Origin of the sequence: Algibacter sp. 2305UL17-15 (assembly GCF_040720935.1) — a bacterium.
Classification (GTDB): domain Bacteria; phylum Bacteroidota; class Bacteroidia; order Flavobacteriales; family Flavobacteriaceae; genus Jejuia.
The window spans coordinates 131,616-157,089 of the sequence record NZ_JBFDAE010000007.1 but is presented as its reverse complement, the minus strand read 5'-3'; the positions used below and the strand labels follow the sequence as shown (position 1 = coordinate 157,089).

Below are 25,474 nucleotides of genomic sequence, written 5' to 3'. Positions count from 1 at the left end.
CTAATGATGCTTTACCTCAAAATATCCTTTAGAGTTTATATAGTTTCCATTTAAGGTATAACCTTCTAGCACCATTTCGTAAACACCTTCTACATCCGAAGTGTAAAACTCTAATGACCCCATATTAGATTTTAATGCTATATCTGGTTTCCAAAGCAACTGGTGTCGATAATCTGGAATGCGTTTAAGAATGGCGGCTTCTTTATCATAATTTGGATGGTAATATTTCTTATTTTCCTGAGGAATATCAAGTTCAAAATCATTCAAACCATCGCCATTAGTAGGCACATAAAAATCTCCATTTTTTGTTCTAAAATCAATAATCCCGTTAAATATACTTGGCCCATAAAAATGAATGCCTTGAGCGTAACTTATATCTTCAATTTTATATGGACTAAAATCTATGATGCGTTGGTTGTCTTTTATCATTAAACCATCAACAAGCACCAAAGGTTCAAAACCGCTAAAAGGGTTGGTATCAAAATCCTCGTGATAATACACTTTAAATGAATAGCCCTCCTTACCTTCCCTTATTCCAGCACCTTCAATCACCTCAACAAACGTTTCTCTTATTGTTGGAAATCTTTTATAATCATCTAACTTATAGGTAATGGTTGGTTTTCCATAAAAAGATTTGGCAGGATTTCTATAAATTGTGCTATCTAGTTTTGATGAGTTGTATGCGTTTTCAATCTGATTAGCAATACTTTTACGAACCAACCAATCCTTTATATTCTCGTTTAAATGTATCTTCTTAAATTTTAAAGCCTCAAAATAGTTGAACAACTTATCATCTAATATAATTTTAAAGTTTTCATTATTGGCATCGAGAAGTTGCAGCACGGCATTAGAATTCGTATAACTTTCATAAACATTGAAGTAGAACCTTCCAAATTCATCAGTCATAACATTTTTGTACACATAGTTTTTACCTAGAATGGATAAGGCTATAATTTTGTTTGCTGCAACCATATCGTTTCCTTTTGAAACTACATGTCCAGATAAAATTTCTCCTCTAAGTTCTGGCAAATAAAATGAGCTATTAGTATTAACACCATTTTTTAATGCGTCATTCTGTTTTGTTTCTACCTCTGCATCATCTAATTTTCTAACGGATAAGGAATAATTGCCATAACCTGAAACTCCTAATAAATTATTTATTTTCAACGCAACTTTATTTCTTGGTCTATAAACCTCTGAATCTGTTTTCAACGATAAACTTTGAGATGCATTAGTAACCAAATTTTTATTTCCTGTTTTCTTAATTTGAACGATTCCCAAATTATTTTCCTCAGAAATACCGCTCTGTAAATTCGAGCTTTCAACGTAAGGATTTAAGATATATACATCTTTTTGAACGAATCGGTTTTTTGGGTTATTCTTCATCCATTGTGTATATCCTACTAGCTTATAATGACCTGTTTTTACGTTTGCAGGTATAAAAAAATGTCCGTTTGACAATCCGTTTGACAATTTGAGCTTATGCCTAAACAAGCTGTTTTTCTCACTACCTATAAGTTCAACATAGGCCATTTTACTTATGCCACTTTGAGTATTTGCACCCTCAAGCAAACAAAAAAGCTTATAAAAGATGGTTTCTCCTGTAAGCAATATATCAGTATTTAAATGAAGGGCAATTTTCTCCTTAGGAATTGTGCTTTTCATTTTATTTTGAACATTTTCTTGTATCTGGGCTATTGCCATATTACAAAACAGACAGCAAAAAACGACATATATGTATGTTGAATATTTCATTAATCTTCCCAAAATTCTGGTTTAATACTAGAGGCGAAAGAACTACAATTTCCGCATTCTGGCCTGACGATTGAATATTCATCCTCTTCTTCACTACCAAAAAACTTGTAGCCTCTATTTACCAAAAATTGATATAATCTCAACCTTTCGTTAGTTGGTGGTCCAGTAATTTCAGTATTATATTTTATGATTTCACAAGTAAAAAAATACGGTGGCACATCTAGTCCAAAATCTTCATAATTAAAAAATATGCGTTTAGAACTTACCGAAGAAACATCAAAAAAGCCCAAAACTTTTTCTTCTTCATTTTGGCTTGAGCTAATATTACCACGTATAAAACCGGGTTGATTATCTATCAATAAACTTTCATCTGAACTTAAATCCCTCAATACTTTATAAAAGTTATTGGCATCGGCCGATTGCACATATTGTTTTACCAAAATACTGTAACGATCTCTCAGGCGGTCATCATTAGCGGGGATAAAACGAACAGGAAATCTAGACACCTTCTGTTCAGTCAGTCCATTTGTATTGGTTAATATAATTTCATTTGAATTGTTATAAGAATAACATACCCGCTCGCTTTCAGGCCTACTTTCTTCCCTTAAATCGTAACTTATGGAATCTGTTTCAGCATTTTGTACATTTACAGGAATTAGATCCAAAGGATAGTAAAATATAGGTATAACTTGGTAGGCTTCCTCGTATTCGTACCTAAAATAATTTGCACCGCCTAAATTATCATTGGAATCAACAAAAACTTGCACCCCAACTTTTTCTTCTGAAGTGATCAATTCTGCATAAAAATCCTCTATCTCGGCTTGAGGGGCTAATACTTCTTCATTTGATTCGTACTCTTTTCCATCGGTAGTGATTATTAGCTTATAGGCTACACCCTGTTCTGCTTTAAACTCGTTAGCTGAAGTATATATTCCAGAACCAGAACTGACAAAATTGTAGATGTTATTATTACTAGCTTCAATTCTTACATTGGCATTGGTTACAAACTCAGGACTATTTCCTGCTTCCAAATCGAAGGTGCGGGAGATTTTGATCTGTTGTGTTTTAAGCTCGTCTGTTATAGTAGCCTCAACAACCAAAACATCTTCAAACGACTCTGTAACTAATGGAAACTCTTCGGTACAGCCAAGGCTTACCAATAAAATCAACAGAGAAACACTTTTATATAACGTTTTAAAATTCATTTTAAAATTTAAAATTATATGTTATTGTTGGCACAGGAATAGCAAATATTGATGACTTATAGCCTTTAATTTGTCCTTGTTCGTTTACAAAAAATACAGAAAAAGGATTATTTCTACCCAAAACATTGTAAACAGAAATATTCCAAAAGCTATGGGCAAGTTTTACATTTTTATGATTGCCTTCTATATTAATCCCTAAATCCAGCCTGTAATAATCAGGGATTCTAAACTTATTCCTGTCACTATATAAGACTTGTTCTGCGCCATTATAAATAAACTTACCGACAGGATATGTGATGGGCCTGCCCGTTTGATAGTTAAAATTCATAGAGAAGCTATAACGTTTTGTCAATCTAAAATTTGATATTAAATTAACATCATGAGGTCTATCTTGGTTGGCTGCAAAATAATTACCGTTGTTTACTCTCTCAGTTAAAAATTGGCTATCGAGCTTTACCAAAGTTCTGGAATACGAATAGGCCAACCAACCATTAAACCTACCTTGTTTCTTTTTTAATAAAAACTCTACACCATAAGCCTTTCCATCTCCTTGCAGGAGTTCGGTTTCTATATTTTGATTGAGCAATAATTCCGCACCTACTTTAAAATCCAATAGGTTTTTCATTTTTTTGTAATAGCCTTCAATACTCATTTCATATACCCCATCGTCAAAATTTTTAAAAACACCCAATGATATTTGTTGCGCTCGTTGTGGCTCTATGTTTAAATCTGATAATTTCCAGGAATCTATTGGAGAAGCTGTAGTGTTTGAAGATAACAAATGGGAATATTGAATCGTTTTGTTATAACCCGCTTTTATAGAAGTGGTGGGCGACAAAAAATATCTTGCAGAAAGCCTGAGTTCTGGGCCGCCATATGTTTTTATAAATTTATTATTGCCGTATTGTTTTGTTTCAATAACCGACTCGGAATTTACAGGCGCATTGGGCGCATAAACATTTTGAGTCCCTGGCCCTAAAGCCATGTAAACAGAATATCTAAAACCTAAATCTATAAGGAGTTTCTTGTTGACTTCATATAAATCTGAAATAAATAGTGCCGATTCCAACCCTTTTTCCCGATCAACACTTTTGCTTTCTATTACAGATTCTGCACCTAAAGGATTTATATCTCCGGGATTAATGGCATACAATTTACTACTTAATCCATAAGTGAATTTGTGTTTTTTGCTATGTAAGTACCTAGCTTTTAATTTTAGTTGCGTTTCGTTGATGCTATACCCAAAATCGAAATTTCTATTAAAAATACCATCATAAACTATATTGAATTTATATTGACTTGTTGCCAGTTGTACTGTGGTTTTATTTTTCTCGTCTATGGTATGATTCCACTTTACAGAAGCTAACCTGTTGCTATATCTAAAGATAGAATCTGAAGTAATACTGAACTCATCCTTACTAAAATATGCAGTTGCCTGTATTGAATTATTGATGTCAATTTTATGATTATACTTCACTATTGCATCGTAAAACGAAGCTTTAGAGTTTTTTATGGATTCTTCCGAAATAGACTTTAAAACCCAATCTGAATACGTCGCTCTTCCACCAATCAACACTCCTGATTTATCTTTTACCAATGGCACCTCAACCATTAAATTTCCAGTTACAGGGCCAATATTGCCCTCTCCCGAAAACTCTTTTACGTTTACTTCCTTGGTAGAAATATCTATAACTGATGATAATCTACCTCCAAATTCTGAAGGGATACTTCCTTTGTAAATATTAACACTTCCTGTTGCAAATGGATTTATTGCCGAAAATATGCCAAAGAAATGTGAAGGATTATAAATTACGGCATCATCAAAAAGAATTAAATTTTGATCTACTTTTCCACCCCTAACATTATAGCCCAAGGCACCTTCTCCAGCAGTTTTTACCCCAGGCATTGTTGTAGCAACCTTTAAAATATCTCTTTCACCTAAAACTAGCGGTATGTTTTTAACACCTTCAACATCTATCTTGGTAACACCTACCTCAACACTTTTAATGTTTTCATCTTTGTTAGATTGAATCACAACTTCTTCGAGTTCTTCAACGTCTTCTTCCAATTCAAGGTTTAACACCCCTTCGCCATAAACTACTATTTGCTTTTCATGCTTCCCGTATGCTATTGAGGCAATTTCTAAAATATGAAATCCTTTTGGGACATTAAGCGTGTAATATCCTAAACTATTCGTTAAGGTATTTATACTGGTGCCTTGAATATAGACATCTAAATTATCTATTGGTTTTCTTGTTTTACCGTCTATAATACGACCCGATAATGTAAATAATTTTTGAGATGAGTTTTTATTTTCTTTCCCAACGTAAAAAATCTTTTCATTTTTTACCTTAACGGCACTCACATATTCTTTTTGCAATACTGGGGCTTTTGCTTCAAGTTGTTCTTGTTCCTCTTCTCTATCAACATCAGAATTAAAATAGTTTGGCGGCAATGTATTCCGTACCGCATTGTTTTTGGTTAGAATAATCTTGTTATGTAGTATAAAGTAGTTAATTGGAGTTTCAACTAAAATTTCATCCAGAATATATGTAATATCAGCATCTTGAAATGATTTTGAAATCAATGACTTATTAAACCAATTGTCATCAAAATAAAATTGATAATCAGAGACTTGCTCTAATTGCAACAAGGCATCTATTACGGTCACTTCTTCAAAAGAAATGGAAATTTTCTTACCCGTCTGAGCTATCAGAAATTGTGAAAATAAAATGAACACACATATGGTTTTAAATACCTTCATTCCTAACGGTTCAGTTTTTTGCTTTTTCTAAATTTATTCCATCCAAATACATAAACAGATTGGTAAAAAACTGTGCTTTGCTGGTTCTTCGTAAAACGGGATTCTTTCTATAAAAAAGTCTAATCTCTTTTTGATAAGAAGGAAAGGCTTTTAAAATGTCTTTTTTCGATGTTATTCTATAGAACTTCTTATCGTGTTGCACAAAATAAAACTGATGTTCATTAAACACATAGCGTTCTTTTTTTTCACTAAGGTCTTGTCGCTTATCTTTTCGATACTTTACATAAAAAGAAAAAGCCTTCCCATTAAATGCTTCCTTAAAGAAACCATTTCTATAATTAGAATTTAAAACTGAATTATTCTCTAACCTTACGAACTTAGCTCCAAGTATTTCAAATTCATTGACCAATGTAGAATTAAGGCTTAAATAATTCACTTTTTTATTGACAAACTCCAAGACCACCAAATCACGCAATAAATCATATTTCATTTCTAAATTGAAATAAGGTTGTCCGTCATAATTGATATAACCCTTAACAAAGTTGTAGCTCCCATAAAATTTATTGTTTGTTTTTGCTTTTGTTACCAGTTCAGGATATTCATCTATGTACTCCGAACCATTAAATATATCACGGTTTTCATAAGGAATAAAAGCATCAAAAAGATTGTAATAGGTTTCAACCTGAGACTTGCTTTGAGAAAAGCTTAAATGTGTTGAAATGAGTAAAAGAAGTGGCAAAAATAAATTATACTTCATTTTGTAAATCAAATTGACACTAAAATTAATTGAATTACTTAAATAAAAGTAGAAGAAAACTTTATTTAACATTAAATATTTTGAATGCACAGTAACCAAAACCATATATGGTTAGAAGAAATATTAGTTAAATTGGATAAAGTTATCAATAAGATTACATCATTATCCGAACAACTTTTTACTCAACTACAAATCGACTGGTATGCTTATCTGTTTTTAAAACATATACACCACTTGAAAAATTGCTTATATCTATTTTAGATATTTTTGATTGTATGTTTTGAGCATGAAGTAATTTACCTTGTATGTCATATATTTTAATAAGTCCTATTGTATTGTTTTCCGATGTAATGGAAATGTACCCATCAGTTGAAGGAACTGGGTAAACTGCAATTCTGCTATTTTTAAGTGAATGATCTTCAATACTTAATGGTGCACAAGTATTGTTTCCATAAATTTCTACTTCTTCGTAACTGTTCCATCCACTACCTTCAGAATTTCCATAACCTAAAATTCTTAAATATTGTACAGTTGGATTTGTAGCCAAAGGAAATTCTTCAAAACCAATAGTAGTCCCAGAACTTGTCAAAATAGAAGTAGCATCTGTAAAATTAGTCCCATCGTTAGAAGTCGCAATTTTAAAAGAAGAGGTTCTTATATTTCCTTTATGGAAATAAATTTTCACGCTAGAAATCGTTTTTTGGCATTGTATATCATAGGTTAGATAAGCAGAACCATCTTCAGAATTTGCAGACCATCTCGTAGAAGTATTTTCATCCAATGTGTTTTCAGGAATATTTGGGTTTTGAGTACCTACGCCTGTTACGTTAATTCCAGTAATTAAGGTGGTGTCAGATTGATTTACTGTTAGGGAAGCACTTAAACCACCTCCAATTTCTGAAACAGTAACAGTAGCAGCTCTGACTGAACCTGTGGTGTTTTCTAAAACATTTACTGTAATTGTACCTGCATTACTTCCGCTTGCAGCACTTAATGATATCCAATCTGCATTATCAGAAACTGTCCAAATAAGGTTAGAACCGATATCAAAACTTGAACTATTTGCTGCATTATTGAAATTAAGAGTGTTTGTAGATAATGAGATATATGGCGTAGGCGATGAAAGAAAACCAACCTTAACACTTACATCTTCAGCCTTATAAGGCAAATTTGTTCCGGTACCGCCATATTCTTCTGCTCCAGCATCAAACGAAGTTGGTCTTGTACTATTCAAAATATCAGAAGTTAAAAAAGGATAGTTGCCAATTCCTGCATCAATAGCAGGACTTCCAAGTGGTAGTCTATAAAAATCGGTTCCACTTGTTAATAAACCAGAAACAACTGTTTGGTTAGAGTTTACCCCATTGGTTAAATCCCAAGTTCCGTTTTGGGTTATATTACCTTCGTATTTAGACGTTCCTGTTGGAGCTGTAATTTCTTGTAATGCAGAATCACTAGAATTTAGCATAATATTATTAGCAATAGTAACATTTTCAGGAGCCAAAGTTAAGCTGTTATTAATAACTGTTCCAACTCGTATCCCTAAATCGCAATTGACTAAGGTATTATTTACTATTTGTACATTTTTAACTTGATAATATTCATTAAGTTCTGAGTCTGGTTTTCCGTTGGAGACATTAATTCCCCCGGTGGCATTAGAACCCGACCCATTTGGCTTTTTATAATTAAGCCCTTCAAAATAATTGTTAAATACTTTATGGTCTTCTCCAATAATTCTTACACCCCCAGAAAACGGATTGTTATTTCCGAAAAAATAATTACCAAATACTTCTGTATTATTACCATGTCTTAACGTTAACGTACCTTGATAATCTCTAAAAGTGTTATTATAATATTTATTACTACCGCTTTTGTTTGAAATAATTTCTACTTCACCAGACCAGTTATTGAAAAGATTATCATAAACTTCAGTAAAAGAATCTGATAGCGATGTACTGCTATTTCCTATCCTAATAGCATCTTGATCATTTAAACCATTTACTTCATTATCAACAGGAACTCTATCTGCAAAATAATTGTGATGGATTTTTGTGTAATCTGGATTGCTATCATTTCTATTATCGTTAATAATACTTCCAACCCCATTTTTACCAATAAATGAACTATGGCTTATTTCGTTGTATTGTCCATAGACAATAGTCCATTTAAAAACAGCTTCATCTTGAGAAGCTGTACCATTAAAACTGTCTATTTTTATATTAGTTACAATACAATTACTACATTCATTATTGCTAGCATCTCTAAACTCTATAATAGGGTCAATTCTATTACTACTGGCAACTAAATTTGATGGATTCTGAAAAACAAAACCTTCAAGGATGATATATTGTCCGCCTAAACTAATATGAGGGTTGCCTTCAAGAAAAACTTGCCCAACATTTTGAGCTTTTATGGTAATTGGATTTGCGAGAGTACCCGTTTTGTTTATACTAATAGAAATATCATTCCAAACACCATTTGTTAAAATAATTGTTGAACCAGCTGTAGCATTGGAAATAGCGTTTTGAAGCTCGGCATTATTACTAACAACCTGAGAATGAGCATTAAAAACTAATAATATTAATACATAAATATAATTCCTCATAATATTTGCTTTATTGGATAACCAAACTGGTTAACCAATTGCAAATGTAGCGATTTTAATTTAATAAAGCCTAAAAAATAATTAAACAGGGGATAAAAACTTGAAGTATAAGCACTTGTTTTTCAATTATCTAATAAACCCGTGCCTTTTTGCATGTTCAATAGCTTCCTTACTACTTTCGACTAATAGTACGGGCGTTTTTTTATAATTTTCGAAAAGTCCTTTTACCCTAAACATTTTCTTTTTGTGTTTTACACTTCTTAAATAAATGGCTAAAATCCTATCGGGATATTGTGTCGCTATTTCCATGTAAATATCTGGATCATGTTCTCCACTATCGCCAATTAGAATAAATTTCAAATCGGGATAGGTTTTTAACAGATTAAGAATTTCTCGTTGTTTTGCAGGCTTTTCTTTTTCAATCTTTTTCTTAAACGGCCTTGGGAAATTCCTTAAGATTATGGGACCTTTCGGAAAATTATTTTTCTTCAAAAAGAACTCCAGATAGCGGTATAAATTCCACGGACTATGGCTGACGTAAAAAATAGGATTAGCCCCATCTTCTTTTTTACCTCGGTGCAGTAAGTGATAAAACTCTGGCGCACCTTCTAAAGGCAAGCGTTTATCCGCAGAAGTTAACAGCGTATTAATAAGAACACGCCATTTTAAAGTTGAAGTTAAACCTGTATGCAAAATGGTATCATCTATATCGCTAATCACACCAAACGATGCCTTTTTAGAGGGAATAAGCATCTCTCCGGGGAATTTGTTATCAGATTTAATGATTCGCTTTAGATGTTCTTGTCGGTAGGAGAATTCTAAGTGCACCCAACCTTCTTCATTTACGTAATTACTGATATCCTCAACCTTTTTATCAAGTTTAAAATACCCCTCATTATCCGTTTTAACATAGAAAAACTTGTCATCACCCATCTTTATCATGAGTTCTGCGTTCTTTATTTCATCGGTTTCAAAACGTTTCCAGGCATTGAATAGAAGTTTGAAAACACCTTTGACCTCCAAATTAATACTTTCATCTTCCAAAGCCCTCCCTCTTAAATATATATGTCGAGAGGTACCATAGGTTTGAAATGCAATAATTTGAAGCGGGTCTTTTTTAAACATACCGTTAAATTTACAAACTTAAAGATAACAGAAAAGCCACGTAAAACGTGGCTTTAATGCAATCAAAATTAGCTTAGTTAGTTTAGTTTGATAGTTATTTAGTTAATTAAGATGCATTAGCTTCTTTTTTTACTGCTTCCACTTTAGCTTCAACCTCTGCTTCAGTTCCAGTAATAGTCTCATAAGTTGTAGATGCTTCACCATTCTCGGTAGTTACTGTTGTTACAACTGCTTTTACGATACCCTCTTCATTAGTTTCAGTTAATTTTACCTGAACTTCTTTTTGAACATCAACTTGCTCAATAGTATCGCTTCCTTCAACATAAGCTGTAACTGTATCAGAAGTCATTGCAATACTTGGTGCAATTACCAATGCTACAACCGACATTAATTTTAATAAGATATTCAAAGAAGGTCCTGAAGTATCTTTAAAAGGATCGCCAACGGTATCTCCAACAACTGCTGCTTTATGGGCATCAGTCCCTTTTCTTCCTTCCTCTTCTATAGTTTTTTTGGCATTATCCCATGCACCACCAGCATTAGACTGGAAGATTGCCATAAGCACACCACAAGTAGTTACACCTGCAAGAAGTCCTCCTAACATTTCAGCACCACCTAAAAACCCAACAGCAACAGGAACGGCAATAGCCAATAAACCTGGCAATACCATTTCCTTAATAGATGCTTTTGTTGAAATATCAATACATTTTCCATAATCTGCAACACCATCGGCATCATCAAATATTTTTCTTTGCGCTGGAGTTGCTTTAGTCATATCAGAATCAACTGCCCTCATAACTTCTAAAGCTGCCTTTAACTTTGGAATATCTCTAAATTGACGACGCACTTCTTCAATCATTGCCATAGCTGCTCTACCAACCGCATTCATTGATAATGCTGAGAATACAAATGGCAACATCCCACCAACTAACAATCCGGCCATAATTTTAGGCTGTGACACATCAATTGCAGTTACGCCTGCTGTTTTCATAAAAGCAGCAAATAATGCCAACGCTGTTAAAGCCGCAGAAGCAATAGCGAAACCTTTTCCAACAGCCGCAGTTGTATTACCAACGGCATCTAATTTATCAGTACGTTCTCTAACTTCACTTGGTAATTCTGCCATTTCAGCAATACCTCCTGCATTATCACAAATTGGGCCGTAAGCATCAACAGCCAATTGAATACCTGTATTTGCTAACATCCCTACCGCTGCAATAGCAATACCATATAAACCTGCATAATGATGTGAAATCATAATAGCCGCAGCAATTAAAAGAATTGGAATTGCAGTGGACATCATACCAACACCTAATCCAGCAATAATATTGGTTGCAGAACCGGTTTCCGATTGTTTCACAATAGACATTACAGGTTTTTTACCTGTAGCTGTATAATACTCGGTTATTTTACCAACACCTAAACCAGCAACCAAACCAGCAATTGTAGCCCAAAATACACCCATTGCTCCATAAGGCAAACCTTCAACAGATTCTGGGATTAAAGCATTAATAATAAAATAAGACGCTACAACCATTAAACCAGCAGAACCAAATTCTCCAATATTTAATGCTGTTTGTGGATTCCCACCATCTTTTACTTTTACGAAGAATGTCCCTAAAATAGACATGATGATACCTACAGCACCAAGCACTAAAGGTAAGTACACAGCTCCTAAACCAGAAAAATCTGGTGTTAGAATAAATGCACCTAATACCATGGTTCCTATAATAGAACCTACATAAGATTCGAATAAATCGGCGCCCATACCAGCAACATCCCCAACATTATCTCCAACGTTATCTGCAATAGTTGCAGGGTTTAACGGGTGATCTTCTGGAATACCAGCTTCAACTTTACCAACTAAATCTGCTCCAACATCGGCAGCCTTGGTATAAATACCACCACCAACACGTGCAAATAATGCAATAGATGAAGCACCTAAAGAAAAACCGGAAAGTACATTGAGTACCATTCCTAGATTTCCACCTCCAGGCCACACGCCTTGATATATCATGAATAAGCCACTCAATCCTAAGATACCTAAACCTACAACACCTAAGCCCATAACTGCACCACCTGCAAACGCCACTTCTAAGGCGCGTCCTAATGATGTTCTTGCAGCTTCTGTAGTTCTAACATTGGCTTTGGTTGCTACTTTCATCCCGATAAATCCCGCTAAGGCAGAACAAATTGCTCCAATAATAAATGATACGGCAACCATTCCGCTTGAGCCTACTTCGGATACCCCTTTAAAGTACAATAAGACAGCTACGGCAGCCACAAAAATGGCTAAAACTTTATATTCAGCTTTTAAGAATGCCATGGCACCATCTGCAATATTCTTAGCGATACGAGACATTTTTTCATTACCAACCTCTTGTTTTGAAACCCATCCGCTCTTAAGAAAAACGAAAATCAGAGCTACAACACCAAAAAGCGGTAAAAATTTTACTATTAATTCCATTAGTTAGTCAGTTTTAAATTAATTATTTTTTAACTGGGCGAAAATATGAAAATATAAGTGATAAAAAAAGCCACCTTAGATTAAAGATGGCTCAGTTTTTTAGCAATAATTTATTAATCTATCAATTAGATCGTAAATGTTCGTTTTTTCTTGTGCTCGCTATTATCGTAACGCGCTACACATTCGTGGTAAATCTTAACCGCTGCTTCAGCATTTCCCCACCCACCTGTATCTACTTTTTTCTTCTCTAAATCCTTATATACCTGAAAGAAATGCTCGATTTCTTTTAGTCTATGGGGGTTTAAATCAGAAATATCTTTTCTTTTACTCCAAATAGGATCTGAAACTGGCACACATACAATTTTCTCATCAGGCCCTTTTTCATCTGTCATGTAAAAAACACCAATTGGTCTTACTTCCATAACAACCATAGGAAAAGTTGGTTCTGTTCCCAATACCAATACATCTAGAGGATCTTGATCTAAAGCCAGAGTTTCAGGAATAAATCCGTAATCTCCCGGATACATCATCGATGAAAACAGCATACGATCAAATCTAATTTTGTGTAAGGTAAAATCATACTCGTATTTATTTCTACTTCCTTTTGGTATTTCAATTAGCACATCGAAGGTTACTGATTTATTCTTAGTCATAATTCTATAAAATTTGAGTTGCAAATGTACATAACACTTAAGGCTCATACAACTTATAAAGTAGATATATGCCTTTTTGCACATAAGCTTAATAGCAGCATGAATGAAATGAAAAATCACCAAAAGAACACCATAACAATTAGTAACTTATTAATAATATGATAATTACTATATGATGAGAAATATCAATTTATAGTTTTTTGACTTCAACCTTGGAACAAATTAGAGCCTATAAATATTTAAATAAAATGTATTAATCTGAAGTTCCTCAATAGCTGAAAACCCTATTTACCTATAAACTTCTAATTATATAGTCTATAATTTTAGCTGCCAAATTCGCAGTTTGCCCATCTTCATCCTTTTCAGGGTTTAATTCAGCAATATCACAAGCAATGACTTTATTTGTTTTTAATACATGATTTAAAATTTTAAAAAAGAATTGAGGAGAAAATCCTAATGGAGAAGGTGCGCTAACACCTTTTGCATAGGCCGATGAGAAACCATCCATATCTATAGTAATATACAAATAATCGTTAGCTTCTAGTATTGGATTTAATTTTTGCTTTATATTTTCAATCGCTTCGAATGCTATGTCACAGGCATCACTAAAGACAAATTCAACGTTTTCTTTTGAAGCAATTTCAAAAAGTGCCCTCGTGTTAGATTGTTGCTGAACACCTATAACAAAATAATCTAGAGTCTGTTTTTCGTTTTTAAGCTCTGTAATTATTTGGTTAAAAGGCGTTCCAGAATTTGGTTTTGTTTCAACTGGTCTTAAATCAAAATGCGCATCAAAATTAATTATCCCAATTCGTTTTTCTTTTAAGTTTTTTTTGAGTCCTTTATAATGTGCATAAGCTATATCATGCCCTCCACCTAAACCGATTGGAAAAACAGACTGAGTAATTAAGGCACTTATACTGTTTGAAAATGACGATTGACAAGCTTTCATATCATCTTCAATACAAATAATATCTCCATAATCTGCAACAATCTTATCCTTAAAATGAAGGGGCAGTTTAGCTAAGGCATCTCTAATACTTTGCGGGCCATACTTTGCACCCACACGACCAAAGTTTCGTTTTACGCCTTCATCACAAGCATAGCCCACTAAACCAAAATTAGGAGTTATCGAATCCTGAATGTTATTCAAATTAAGGCATTGTATGTCTTGATACCAATATTGGTTACTTAAGTTAGGAGCTGTTTTTCTTCCTGTCCAATTTTTCTTTTGCCCAGGCTCATAAACCACATTTTTATGTAAAAAACTATTTGTTTTCAACCTTCTTTCCTTTTATATAAACACTTTCAATAACATCTACTCCGAAAGAATAAGGTATAAATCCATAAGAATTTATGGGTTTTGTGATCATAAAATTAGCCAATTTCCCTTGAGTTATCGACCCTAATTCTTCATGAACTCCCATAGCGTATGCACCATTTATAGTAGCTGCATTAATGGCTTCTTCTGGGGTCATATTCATTTTAATACATGCTGCCGACACTACAAAATTCATGTTTCCGGAAGGTGCAGAACCTGGGTTATAGTCTGTTGCCAAGGCTAAAGGTAGTCCAGAGTCAATCATCTTTCTCGCTGGCGTATAAGGAATACTTAAAAAATAAGAACATCCTGGTAATGCTACTGGCATAGTGGCTGTATTTTTTAAAGCGTTGATATCTTCATCTCTCATTTCTTCTAAATGATCTACAGAGAGCGCTTTACATTTCACGCCCACTTGCACACCTCCAATGGCTGTAAATTGATTGACATGAATTTTCGGAATCAACCCATATTTTGCGGCACTGTTTAAAATCAAAGCTGTGTCTTCAACTGAAAAATAATCTGTTTCGCAAAACACATCTATATATTCCGCAAGGTTTTCTTCAGCTACTTTTGGTATCATTTCATCAATTAATAATTTGACATATCCTTTCTTATTATTTTTAAACGTTTCGGGTAAAGCATGTGCTCCTAAAAAGGTTGCTTTTATCAGTACATTAAAATTTTCTTTTAACCGTTTTATAACGCGCAGCATTTTTAGCTCAGCATCTAAAGTTAATCCATAACCTGATTTAATCTCGATAGCTCCTGTCCCCAATTTAATAACTTCATCCAAACGCATTTTACTTTGAAGATACAAATCTTCTTCTGAAGTATTTTGAAGTTGTTTGGCAGAATTTAAAATCCCACCGCCTCGTTTTGCTATAGCTTCATAAGACAATCCTTTAATTCTGTCAATAAATTCAGTTTCTCGAGTTCCGGCATATACAATATGTGTGTGAGAGTCGCACCAAGTAGGCATTAACAATCTACCTGAAAGGTCTATAATTTCTGTATTTTGTGTTTTTGGGCAGTCCTCCATTTTACCAAAACCTGAAATTTTTCCGTTTTCCACAACCAAAAAAGCGTTTTTGATAGTTGGTAAAACAGACATGTCTTTACCGCTAACAAAAGAAATGTTATATTCCCTAACCTGAACGAGTTCTTTTATATTTTTAAAAAGTGTTTTCATTAAAACAAGGATTCTAAAATAGTATCATCCACTAAATTTGGCAGTGTTACTTTTAAATTTGGTGTGCGCCCCATTTCACGTTTTATAGCGAAAAGTGCATTATCATTTCTAGCCCAACTTCGTCTTGAAATACCATTATTAACATCATAAAACAACATGTTTTTCAATCTTTTTTCAGCATCTTTTGTTCCGTCCAACAACATTCCGAAACCACCATTAACGACTTCTCCCCAGCCTACGCCACCACCATTATGGATAGATACCCAAGTTGCACCTCTAAAACTGTCTCCAATTACATTATGCATTGCCATATCTGCTGTAAATTTGCTGCCATCGTAAATATTGGATGTTTCTCTATAAGGCGAATCTGTACCACTTACGTCATGATGGTCTCTTCCTAAAACAACTAAACCTATTTCGCCTTTAGCAATAGCATCATTGAAGGCAAGCGCTATTTTTATGCGTCCTTCGGCATCAGCATACAAGATACGTGCTTGTGAGCCAACCACCAATTTATTTTCTTTTGCATTTTTTATCCAAGTGATATTATCCTGCATCTGTAATTTTATCTCCTCGGGGGCATCCCCCATAATATTTTCCAAAACCTGAGCAGCAATTTTATCTGTTTTATCTAGATCTTCTTGCTTACCCGAAGCACAAACCCATCTAAAAGGACCGAAACCAAAATCGAAACACATGGGGCCTAATATATCCTGTACATAGGAAGGATATTTGAAATCCCTAGTATTTGGGGCCATCACATCGGCACCAGCTCTTGAGGCTTCCAACAGAAATGCATTGCCATAATCAAAAAAGTATGTTCCCTTTTCTGTATGCTTATTTATAGCTTTTGCATGACGTTTTAAAGATGCCTGTACCTTTATTTTAAAAAGCTCTGGATTATCTTTAATCAAAGCATTTGCTTCTTCAAAAGTACAACCAACAGGATAATAACCTCCTGTCCATGGAATATGCAACGAGGTTTGATCTGACCCTAAATGAATAAAAATGTTTTCCTTATCGAATTGCTCCCATACTTCAACAACATTACCAATATAGGCTATGGAAACCACCTCATTTTTAGCCTTAGCTAACTTAACACGCTCAACTAACCTATTAATACCTCTTACCAAAACATCTACCCAACCTTGCTCGTGTCGCTTTATAGCTGCCTTGGCATTAACTTCTGCACATACCGTTATGCATCCTGCAAAATTCCCTGCTTTAGGTTGCGCGCCACTCATGCCTCCCAATCCAGATGTTAAAAATATCTTTCCTGCTGGTTTTTCTTCTTTGGGCAACACTTTTCTAAATGCATTCATTACTGTAATTGTGGTACCATGAACAATACCTTGAGGTCCAATATACATGTAAGAGCCAGCAGTCATTTGCCCGTATTGTGTAACCCCGAGCGCATTAAATTTCTCCCAATCATCTGGTTTTGAATAATTAGGAATCATCATACCATTGGTTACCACTACTCTTGGCGCTTCTTTTGAAGACGGAAACAAACCCATTGGATGGCCAGAATACATGTGTAATGTCTGTTCATCAGTCATTATAGACAAGTATTGCATGGTTAAAACATATTGTGCCCAATTTTGAAACACAGCTCCGTTACCACCGTAGGTAATCAATTCTTCTGGATGTTGTGCTACGGCTGGATCTAAATTATTTTGTATCATTAACATAATAGCTGCAGCTTGTTTTGATTTTGAAGGATATGCATCAATGGGTCTTGCATAAATATTGTAATCTGGTTTAAACCTGTACATATAAATACGTCCGTAGTTTTTAAGTTCTTCAGCAAATTCATTAGCCAATTCCTTATGCCATCCTTTAGGAAAATAACGTAATGCATTCCTTAGTGCTAATTTTTTCTCAGTATTGGAAAGCACATCTTTTCGCATAGGTGCTCTATTTACATTTTTAGGATACTCCTTTTTATTAGGAAGTGTATCTGGCAAACCTTTTATTATCTGTTCTTTGAATGTCATCTTTATGATCTATTTTAAAATAAAAGCTTGCTCTTTTACCAGTTTTATCATGGCATCAATATCATTTTTTAACAAGCGATCTTCTTCGAGTCTGTCAACTTTTTTTCTTATAATTTTGAAATTATCTTCAATAATATCAGAGAATGTATTTGGTCTTCTAAATTCTAATGCTTGAGCAGCATACATAAGTTCAATAGCCAATATTTTTTCCAGATTTTCTAAAATCTGATTAAATTTTCGTCCTGAAATACTTCCCATGGACACATGATCTTCTTGCCCTAAAGACGTAGGGATGCTATCTGCGGAGGGCGGAAAACACAACGATTTGTTCTCTGTAACCAAAGCAGCTGTAGTGTACTGCGGAATCATAAATCCAGAGTTTAAACCACCTCCAGTTGTGAGCAAACGAGGCAACTCAAATTTACCTTCCAATAATAAATAGCATCTTCTGTCTGAAATATTTCCCAGTTCTGCTGCTGCAATAGCACAATAATCCAATGCCATTGCTAATGTTTGCCCATGAAAATTTCCTCCAGAAATAGCCTCGGTTTCACTAAGTACAATAGGGTTATCGGTTACCGAATTTAATTCTATTTCCGTCAGTTCTTTTAAATGGTAATAAGCGTTTCTTGAAGCCCCATGTACTTGAGGGATACATCGCATGGAATAAGGATCTTGAACACGATCACAATTTTCATGAGCATTTACATTTTGAGACTTATAAAGTAACATAAACATGCGTTCTGCAACTTCTATAGTGCCTCGAAAAGGTCTAAGTTTATGCAATTCATCACGAAACGGAGAAAAACTACCTTGATAGCCCTCAATACTCATAGCTCCTGCTACGTCTGCTAAATCCAATAAATACGCCATCTTCCTTAAGCCTTCAATTGCATGAGCTAGTATAAATTGTGTGCCATTAATTAGCGCCAACCCTTCTTTCGCTTTTATTTGAATAGGTTTTAAGTTATGTTCTTTAAGTATTTTTTTTGCCGAAACAATTTGTTCCCCTTTCCAAAATTCCCCTTTACCAATAAGCGGCAAAAACAAATGAGCCAATGGCGCCAAGTCTCCCGAAGCTCCAACAGAACCTTGTTTGGGAACAACAGGAAGAAGATTATTCTCAATAAAATACAAAATACGCTCTATGACCTTTAAACGAATACCAGAATACCCGTGGCACAATGCGTGCACTTTGCAAATCATCATGAGCCTAGACAACCTTTTATCTATTGGGTTACCAACTCCAACAGCATGCGTTATTAATAAGTTTTCTTGTAATTTATTAATTTGTTCGGTAGTAATTTTAACGTCACATAAAGGCCCGAAACCTGTATTTATGCCATATACGGCTTTGTTGGAATTTGCTAAAACTTCAACTTTCTTTCTACAAGAAATTACTTTGTCCTTTGCTTCAGTAGTTAGCTCCCCTTCTATTTTATCATCTAGAATGGCACCAATCTTTTCTATGGTTAATACATCTATACCGTATTTAAATGTCATTTTAAAAATTTTACTTGATTTCTTCAAAGTTATTTTTATTTTTGATACTTAAAAAGACTATTTAAGTCACTTATTGATAACCATGAGTAATCAAATAGAATTGAGACATATCAAATATTTTCTAGCTGTTGCTGAAGATTTGCATTTTAGAAAAGCTGCTGAACGTCTTTATATATCACAACCCGGACTAAGTAGGCAGATTAAAAACATGGAAGAAGATTTAGGTGTTTTACTCTTTGAACGCCATAATAGAAAAGTACAATTAACCAAAGCTGGCGAATACCTAAAACGTGAATTAACTATAAATTTAAAACAATTTAATGATATTTTTAACCATGCAAAATTAATACACAAAGGAAAAAAAGGACAATTAAAACTAGGCTACGTTGGTTCTGCAATGCAAAAAGTAATTCCCAATTTATTAGTACAACTAAAAAACGAAACCCCGGATATTGTTTTTAATTTGAAGGAAATGGATAACGAAAAACAAATTCAAGATTTATTAAATCTAAATATTGATATTGGTTTTGTGAGACTTGATAGAGTGCCTTCCAATATTGAAAGAAAGCCAATTCAAAAAGACACATTTTGTTTGGTGCTTCCAAAAAACCATCAAATTGATGCATCAAATTTCAAAAATTTATCTCAATTTAAAGATGAATCTTTTATACTGTTTGACCCAGAATACAGCAAATCTTATTATGACAAAGTTCTTCAGATATTTGAAACTAGTGGCTTCACCCCTTTAATATCCCACCTTACAATTCATTCCAGCTCTATTTACAAACTAGTAGAAAATAACTTTGGCATTTCCATTGTACCTAAATCTTTAATAGAAAATGCCACTAAAAACATAAAATTTATAGAATTAAAAACCATTGAACAAAGAACCGATCTATCTGTAGTATGGAATAAAACCAATAGAAACCCAATATTGATCAATCTTTTAAATTTGATGGAACACGTAAAACTATAATAATTAAACAAATCTCCATTTCCAAAAGAAAGGTAAGTGCGCTACCTCTTGATATAAAACATCCTGAAAACAACAAGCCTAATACAAAAAAATAGAAATGGGCAGGTTGTTGTTTTTCATCCTTTCTGGAGATAAAGATGTTACTTTTGCAACGTGTTACCCTTTGCAGGCTAAATTAACCGCAACAACGTATCGATATTTTCTGATAATAAAATGCATATGTTGAGTGTTCCCGAAAATGACATATTAATCTAGTAGATGATGGTTTCGAAAAACAATTTGGATTTAGAACCCCAACATTACGAAATTTAAGATTTACTGCTCCTTATACGCATAATGGCACATTACTTACTTTAGAAAAGTTTTAGAATTTTATGAAGATTAAAGTTTTAAAAGAACCGGAAACCCAAACGTAAAAGTTGAATATATCGATACACTCGTCCAAAATTTAAAATTGAGTGATAAGGACATGAAACCTAATTATTTCTTTTTTTATAGTTTAAATAATGATAGGGTTGATAAGTCGATACCTAAAAGCTTGCCGAATGGGATTAATATTGGTGGAGATATTTATTAAGAGAGAAATACCCGTTGCTACTCCACATATAAACCGATTTTAAAATACTAATGCATGCACTTTTCATTTAAGTAAGAAAGTATCGCTAAAATCATTACTTTTGCAAATTGGAAAAACACCCCATAATATTTAGACTAATAGCTGTCATGAAATGAAAAACTTTAAAAGATTTCTAAAATACCTTGTAGCTTACAGGAGATATCAAATAAAGAGTATTATTTTTAATATCCTGTACGCCTTTTTTTCCTCATTATCCATGCTCTCTCTATTACCAATGATCAAGGTATTATTTGAAGAAGGAGAAAAACTAAGAGTAAAACCTGTTTTTAATGGCATGAAGGACTTCGATTTAAATTATCTCGAAAATTATCTTAACTATTTTATTACAACTACTCGCGATACTAAAGGCGCCTTGGTAACACTCATTATTGTTGTTGGGTTTGTTTTATGCGCTTTTTTACTTAAAAACCTGTTTAGTTATCTGTCCATTGTTTACATGACTTACTTAAATAATGGTATTTTAAAAGATTTAAGACAAGACGTATATCATAAAGTGATTAGCTTAAATGTGGGGTTCTTTTCAAATGAACGTAAAGGTGATTTGATTGCAAGAATGACTTCGGACATTAACACTATAAAAACATCTTTTATGAGTGTTTTAATGATGATAAGAGAGCCGTTAACCATCATTTTTACACTTGCAGCAATGATTGCTATAAGTTGGAAACTTACTGTTTTTGTGTTCTTTTTTATCCCAATTTCAGGATTCTTGATTTCAAAGCTCGGAAAAACCATTAAAAGTCAATCTGGAGACATTTATGCTTTAGAAGGGGGCTTACTTTCTAATATTGAAGAAACTTTAGGAGGCATAAAAATCATTAAAAACTTCACTTCCGAAAATTATTTTTCAAATAAATTCAATGATTTTTCTGAAAACATAAACACACTAAATAATGTAGTTGGAAAAAAAATGAGTTTAGCAGTTCCTGCCAGTGAGTTTTTAGGCATCTTGGTAATTTCCGTATTACTTATTTACGGAGGGTCTTTAGTTCTAGTCGAACAATCTTTAAGTGGCGGTGCTTTTATAGCTTATATGGGGTTAGCCTACCAAATATTGACACCTGCCAAAGCCATAACACGAGCCAACCACGCACTGCAAGGAGGAAATGCCGCCTACGAAAGGGTCGCTTTTATTCTAGATGCGGAAAACCCATTAAAAGATATTCCTAACGCTAAAGTAATAACGGAATTCGATAAAGAAATAAAATTTAATAATATATCGTTTAAATATAAAGATGAATATGTTTTAAAAGACTTTAACCTTACAGTTCCTAAAGGGAAAACCATAGCTCTAGTTGGTGAATCTGGAAGTGGAAAATCTACACTCGCAAACTTAGTGACTAGATTTTATGATGTAAACGAAGGCAATATTACTTTTGATGGTGTAGATATTAGAGATGTCACCACAAAATCCTTAAGAGAGCAAATGGGAATTGTGGCGCAAGATTCTATATTATTTAATGATACTATTGCCAACAATATATCTTTAGGAATTGACGTAAAAGACAATCAAAGAATTATTGATGCAGCAAAAGTTGCCAACGCCCATAATTTTATTTGTGAGTTTCCCAAGAAATACGAAAATAATGTAGGCGATGGTGGAAGTCTGTTATCTGGAGGTCAACGTCAGCGTATTGCTATTGCTCGTGCCGTTATGAAAAACCCACCAATCATGATTCTAGATGAAGCCACTTCGGCATTAGATACAGAATCGGAAAAACTTGTACAAGATGCTTTAGTGAATATGATGGAAAACCGGACTTCTCTTGTTATTGCCCACAGACTTTCTACAATCCAAAAAGCAGATCTTATTGTGGTGATGAAAAAGGGACGAATTGTTGAACAAGGCACTCATGAAGAATTGTTGAAAAAGAAAGGCACTTATAACAATTTGGTGGCGCTACAATCTTTGGAGGTTAATTAACAGTAATCAATTATAATGAAAACTAGTAATTTAGGTCTAAATATTGTTGGTTATACTGAAGGTGAATTTGGCTTAGGAGAAGCTGTGCGGTTAAATATAAATGCAGCAAAATCAGCTAATATTTCTTTAAATTTAATAAACTTTGAAAAGTTAAAAAAAAATGCTGCGTATGGATACAGTTTTGATTATGATGTAAATTTAATTCAAATTTCATTAAACGATTTAGAGCGTTTTTTTAGTGTTATAGACCCTACTTTTTTTCAGGATAAATACAGTATTCTCTTTTTAGTTTGGGAATCTGAATATATTCCTTCAAAATTAAAGAAAACAGTTACTCTTTTTAATGAAATCTGGACACCATCGTCTTATTGTAAAAATGTATTTAAAAGAGTTTTCGAGGGGCCAATACTTACAGTTCCTCATCCAGTAGAAATATCACTTACACCTTTAAGTAAATTTAACTCTATACTCAATGAAGATAAATTTAGCTTTCTATTTATTTTTAGTTACCACAGTTCTGTCGAAAGAAAAAACCCTTTTCATTTAATAGATTCCTTTAAAAAAGCCTTTGGAACTAATGAAAATGTAGAATTAGTAATTAAAACTTCTGGTGCAAAGCATTACAAAAAATTTGAAAGAAGAGTAGCCAAAAGCGTTTCTAGTCAAAAAAATATAAAAATCATTGATATTGAGCTAGATAAAAATAGTGTAAATCATTTGATAAAAGACTGTGATTGTTATGTGTCTATGCACCATTCAGAAGGCTTTGGCTTAACCCTCGCTGAAGCTATGTACTTTGGCAAACCCGCTATAGCTACCAATTATTCTGGGAATAAAGAATTTATGAATGATGACAATAGTTTTTTAGTGGATTACGAACTTGGACTAATCAAAAATCCAGACGCTAACTTTCCTCCCGAAACACTTTGGGCAAACCCCATAACAGAACATTCCATTGAAAAGCTGAAAGAGGTTTATAAAAACCCCAATTTAAGAGAAACAAAGGCTAAAAACGCCGCGCTTTATATTAAAGAAAAATTATCGTTTAATGCAATAGGTTTAATAATGAGTAACCGATTAAATCATCTATATATGAATTTTGATGATTTGAGCACGAATAAAAACCAAAGTTCTTACTTACTGAATCAATTACAACTAGCCAAGGCAGAAATAACCGTACTTGAAAGACAGGTTAGAAGTATGAAAAAAAATATTGTCATCCGTTTTATGTTGTTCATAAAAAACAGAATAAGAATACTTAAAGGGAAAAAACCACTTTAAGAAGTACTATCCAAAATACTTTTATAGACCTCAATATATTGCTTTGCTGCATTTTGCCACGTAAATTGCTTTGAATGATTTTTATAAGCCATTTTAAATGTATCTTTATCTTTATTAAATGCCTCCATCCGTTTCTCAAAAACATGCGCCATGTATTCTGGATCAAAATGCTCCCAGTAAAAGGACATTTCTCCACCTATTTCTGGTAGTGATGTTTTAGTGGACAAAAAAACAGGCTTTCCAAATGTCATAGCCTCTAAAACAGGTAATCCAAAACCTTCGCGCAACGAAGGAAACCCAAATGCTAGGCAATTTTTATAATAGAATATTTTATCAGACTCCGTAATACTACCTACTAAAAGAACTCTTTCTTCCAATTGGAGCTCTTTTACTTTTTCTGTTAAAAACTCAGCATATTCACTCTTCATTTCACCTGCAATCACTAAATCAATATCTGGTAAAAACTTCAACATATCTATTAAAGTATGAAAGTTCTTTTTCTCTACAACTTGACCTATGGAGAAAATAAATGGTCTTGCTGGAATAGGATTTGAGCACTTTTCATCTACAAATTTAGAAGTACTATTTATTAAGGTGTTTCCATTATAAATTACATATTCGGGAATATCAGGAACTTTAAAGTGTTCATGCGTGCTTTTTTTTGCATATTCTGATATATATACCAATGCTGCACTTCGCTCTATTTTATTTTTAAATTGATTTATTCTAAAATCTAAATGATCACCTTCTTCCTCTTCCATGAAATTAACATCATGAACCGTTAACAAATAAGGCGTATCATCCAAATAAGGCTCTATTTTAGTATTTTGATTTACAGAGTGCCATAAATCAACCTTTTTCTTAACTCTGAATAAAGGATATCTAGTAACTTGCCAATACTTATTATATGAAAGATTCTTTCCTAGTTGTTTTTTAGCTAAGTTATTGCTACAATTTAAAATAATATCATGCTTATTGAGAAACTCAGTTTCCTCACTCAAAGCTTTAGCTAAGTTGAAATTGAATTGTCCAAAACCAGAGTATAAATTGTTAATGTTATGAGTTTCTAGAAATATACTTCTCATGGAATAATTTTTTGGGCTTATTTATTTCAACTAATTTTTATTACTATAATAAAAGCTATATCAATCCTGTTTTCCTACAAAGATAAGCGAGAAATACTTAAAAATAATAGCATTTCCTACATTATCCTTAATATGGCGTAATTTTTAGCAAATAACTAGTTTAGCGCTGTATTTTTTATAGATACACAAATCTTAAATTGCTCGTGTAACATTCCAAGCAATATACT

General features: G+C 33.4%; 16 protein-coding genes. 3 read left to right on the top strand and 13 right to left on the bottom strand.

What is annotated here, in order from left to right; genetic code table 11:
- The 12 genes from ABXQ82_RS09535 to hutH all read right to left on the bottom strand — a co-directional run bounded on the left by ABXQ82_RS09535 (nt 1) and on the right by hutH (nt 19,344).
- Complete coding sequence (locus tag ABXQ82_RS09535; RefSeq protein WP_367058362.1) at nt 1-1,665, bottom strand: hypothetical protein; 1,665 nt, start codon at nt 1,663-1,665, stop codon at nt 1-3.
- Nucleotides 1,666-1,754: 89 nt separating this feature from the next.
- The gene (locus ABXQ82_RS09530) at nt 1,755-2,960 is read right to left on the bottom strand and encodes a DUF4249 domain-containing protein (protein WP_367058359.1); all 1,206 of its coding nucleotides are present in this window, start codon (nt 2,958-2,960) and stop codon (nt 1,755-1,757) included.
- A 1-nt stretch (nt 2,961) separates the two neighbouring features.
- A complete protein-coding gene (locus tag ABXQ82_RS09525) occupies nt 2,962-5,724 on the bottom strand; it encodes a carboxypeptidase-like regulatory domain-containing protein (protein ID WP_367058356.1) in 2,763 nt (920 codons plus the stop codon).
- A gap of 10 nt (nt 5,725-5,734) precedes the next feature.
- Nucleotides 5,735-6,481: a hypothetical protein gene (locus ABXQ82_RS09520; protein ID WP_367058353.1), complete on the bottom strand. Its 747-nt coding sequence runs from the start codon at nt 6,479-6,481 to the stop codon at nt 5,735-5,737.
- A 178-nt stretch (nt 6,482-6,659) separates the two neighbouring features.
- Entirely contained in the window at nt 6,660-9,086 is a 2,427-nt protein-coding gene (locus ABXQ82_RS09515) for a chondroitinase-B domain-containing protein (protein ID WP_367058350.1), read from the bottom strand.
- 126 nt (nt 9,087-9,212) lie between these two features.
- The gene (locus tag ABXQ82_RS09510; RefSeq protein WP_367058347.1) at nt 9,213-10,211 is read right to left on the bottom strand and encodes a phosphatase domain-containing protein; all 999 of its coding nucleotides are present in this window, start codon (nt 10,209-10,211) and stop codon (nt 9,213-9,215) included.
- A 106-nt stretch (nt 10,212-10,317) separates the two neighbouring features.
- Complete coding sequence (locus tag ABXQ82_RS09505) at nt 10,318-12,678, bottom strand: sodium-translocating pyrophosphatase (protein WP_367058345.1); 2,361 nt, start codon at nt 12,676-12,678, stop codon at nt 10,318-10,320.
- A gap of 125 nt (nt 12,679-12,803) precedes the next feature.
- Entirely contained in the window at nt 12,804-13,331 is a 528-nt protein-coding gene (locus tag ABXQ82_RS09500) for an inorganic diphosphatase (RefSeq protein ID WP_367058343.1), read from the bottom strand.
- 292 nt (nt 13,332-13,623) lie between these two features.
- On the bottom strand, nt 13,624-14,613 hold the full coding sequence (gene hutG / locus ABXQ82_RS09495) for a formimidoylglutamase (protein ID WP_367058340.1): 990 nt from the start codon (nt 14,611-14,613) through the stop codon (nt 13,624-13,626).
- The gene (gene hutI, locus ABXQ82_RS09490) at nt 14,600-15,844 is read right to left on the bottom strand and encodes an imidazolonepropionase (protein WP_367058337.1); all 1,245 of its coding nucleotides are present in this window, start codon (nt 15,842-15,844) and stop codon (nt 14,600-14,602) included. Before hutI ends, hutG begins: the two co-directional genes overlap by 14 nt.
- Entirely contained in the window at nt 15,844-17,841 is a 1,998-nt protein-coding gene (locus ABXQ82_RS09485; protein WP_367058334.1) for a urocanate hydratase, read from the bottom strand. The genes hutI and ABXQ82_RS09485 overlap by 1 nt, the downstream gene beginning before the upstream one ends.
- A gap of 9 nt (nt 17,842-17,850) precedes the next feature.
- Nucleotides 17,851-19,344, bottom strand: coding sequence for a histidine ammonia-lyase (hutH, locus tag ABXQ82_RS09480; protein ID WP_367058331.1), 1,494 nt, complete (start codon nt 19,342-19,344; stop codon nt 17,851-17,853).
- An 82-nt stretch (nt 19,345-19,426) separates the two neighbouring features.
- Between hutH and ABXQ82_RS09475 the strand changes: the two genes are divergently transcribed.
- The 3 genes from ABXQ82_RS09475 (at nt 19,427) to ABXQ82_RS09465 (ending at nt 24,162) form a co-directional block, all read left to right on the top strand.
- A complete protein-coding gene (locus ABXQ82_RS09475; RefSeq protein WP_367058328.1) occupies nt 19,427-20,320 on the top strand; it encodes a LysR family transcriptional regulator in 894 nt (297 codons plus the stop codon).
- Nucleotides 20,321-21,048: 728 nt separating this feature from the next.
- Nucleotides 21,049-22,881: an ABC transporter ATP-binding protein gene (locus ABXQ82_RS09470; protein ID WP_367058325.1), complete on the top strand. Its 1,833-nt coding sequence runs from the start codon at nt 21,049-21,051 to the stop codon at nt 22,879-22,881.
- Nucleotides 22,882-22,896: 15 nt separating this feature from the next.
- The gene (locus ABXQ82_RS09465; protein ID WP_367058322.1) at nt 22,897-24,162 is read left to right on the top strand and encodes a glycosyltransferase family 4 protein; all 1,266 of its coding nucleotides are present in this window, start codon (nt 22,897-22,899) and stop codon (nt 24,160-24,162) included.
- Here ABXQ82_RS09465 and ABXQ82_RS09460 read toward each other — a convergent pair.
- Nucleotides 24,159-25,247 carry a glycosyltransferase family 1 protein gene (locus ABXQ82_RS09460; RefSeq protein ID WP_367058318.1) on the bottom strand — a complete coding sequence of 363 codons (1,089 nt, stop codon included), beginning with the start codon at nt 25,245-25,247 and terminating at the stop codon, nt 24,159-24,161. The two genes, ABXQ82_RS09465 and ABXQ82_RS09460, sit on opposite strands and share 4 nt — an antisense overlap.
- Between the last annotated feature and the right edge of the window lie 227 nt (nt 25,248-25,474).

Bases quoted from the DNA above. Each gene is read 5' to 3' on its own strand.
- ABXQ82_RS09535 (WP_367058362.1), bottom strand. From the start codon at position 1,665: ATGAAAAGCACAATTCCTAAGGAGAAAATTGCCCTTCATTTAAATACT.
- ABXQ82_RS09530 (WP_367058359.1), bottom strand. From the start codon at position 2,960: ATGAATTTTAAAACGTTATATAAAAGTGTTTCTCTGTTGATTTTATTG.
- ABXQ82_RS09525 (WP_367058356.1), bottom strand. From the start codon at position 5,724: ATGAAGGTATTTAAAACCATATGTGTGTTCATTTTATTTTCACAATTT.
- ABXQ82_RS09520 (WP_367058353.1), bottom strand. From the start codon at position 6,481: ATGAAGTATAATTTATTTTTGCCACTTCTTTTACTCATTTCAACACAT.
- ABXQ82_RS09515 (WP_367058350.1), bottom strand. From the start codon at position 9,086: ATGAGGAATTATATTTATGTATTAATATTATTAGTTTTTAATGCTCAT.
- ABXQ82_RS09510 (WP_367058347.1), bottom strand. From the start codon at position 10,211: ATGTTTAAAAAAGACCCGCTTCAAATTATTGCATTTCAAACCTATGGT.
- ABXQ82_RS09505 (WP_367058345.1), bottom strand. From the start codon at position 12,678: ATGGAATTAATAGTAAAATTTTTACCGCTTTTTGGTGTTGTAGCTCTG.
- ABXQ82_RS09500 (WP_367058343.1), bottom strand. From the start codon at position 13,331: ATGACTAAGAATAAATCAGTAACCTTCGATGTGCTAATTGAAATACCA.
- hutI (WP_367058337.1), bottom strand. From the start codon at position 15,844: ATGAAAACACTTTTTAAAAATATAAAAGAACTCGTTCAGGTTAGGGAA.
- ABXQ82_RS09485 (WP_367058334.1), bottom strand. From the start codon at position 17,841: ATGACATTCAAAGAACAGATAATAAAAGGTTTGCCAGATACACTTCCT.
- hutH (WP_367058331.1), bottom strand. From the start codon at position 19,344: ATGACATTTAAATACGGTATAGATGTATTAACCATAGAAAAGATTGGT.
- ABXQ82_RS09475 (WP_367058328.1), top strand. From the start codon at position 19,427: ATGAGTAATCAAATAGAATTGAGACATATCAAATATTTTCTAGCTGTT.
- ABXQ82_RS09470 (WP_367058325.1), top strand. From the start codon at position 21,049: ATGAAAAACTTTAAAAGATTTCTAAAATACCTTGTAGCTTACAGGAGA.
- ABXQ82_RS09465 (WP_367058322.1), top strand. From the start codon at position 22,897: ATGAAAACTAGTAATTTAGGTCTAAATATTGTTGGTTATACTGAAGGT.
- ABXQ82_RS09460 (WP_367058318.1), bottom strand. From the start codon at position 25,247: ATGAGAAGTATATTTCTAGAAACTCATAACATTAACAATTTATACTCT.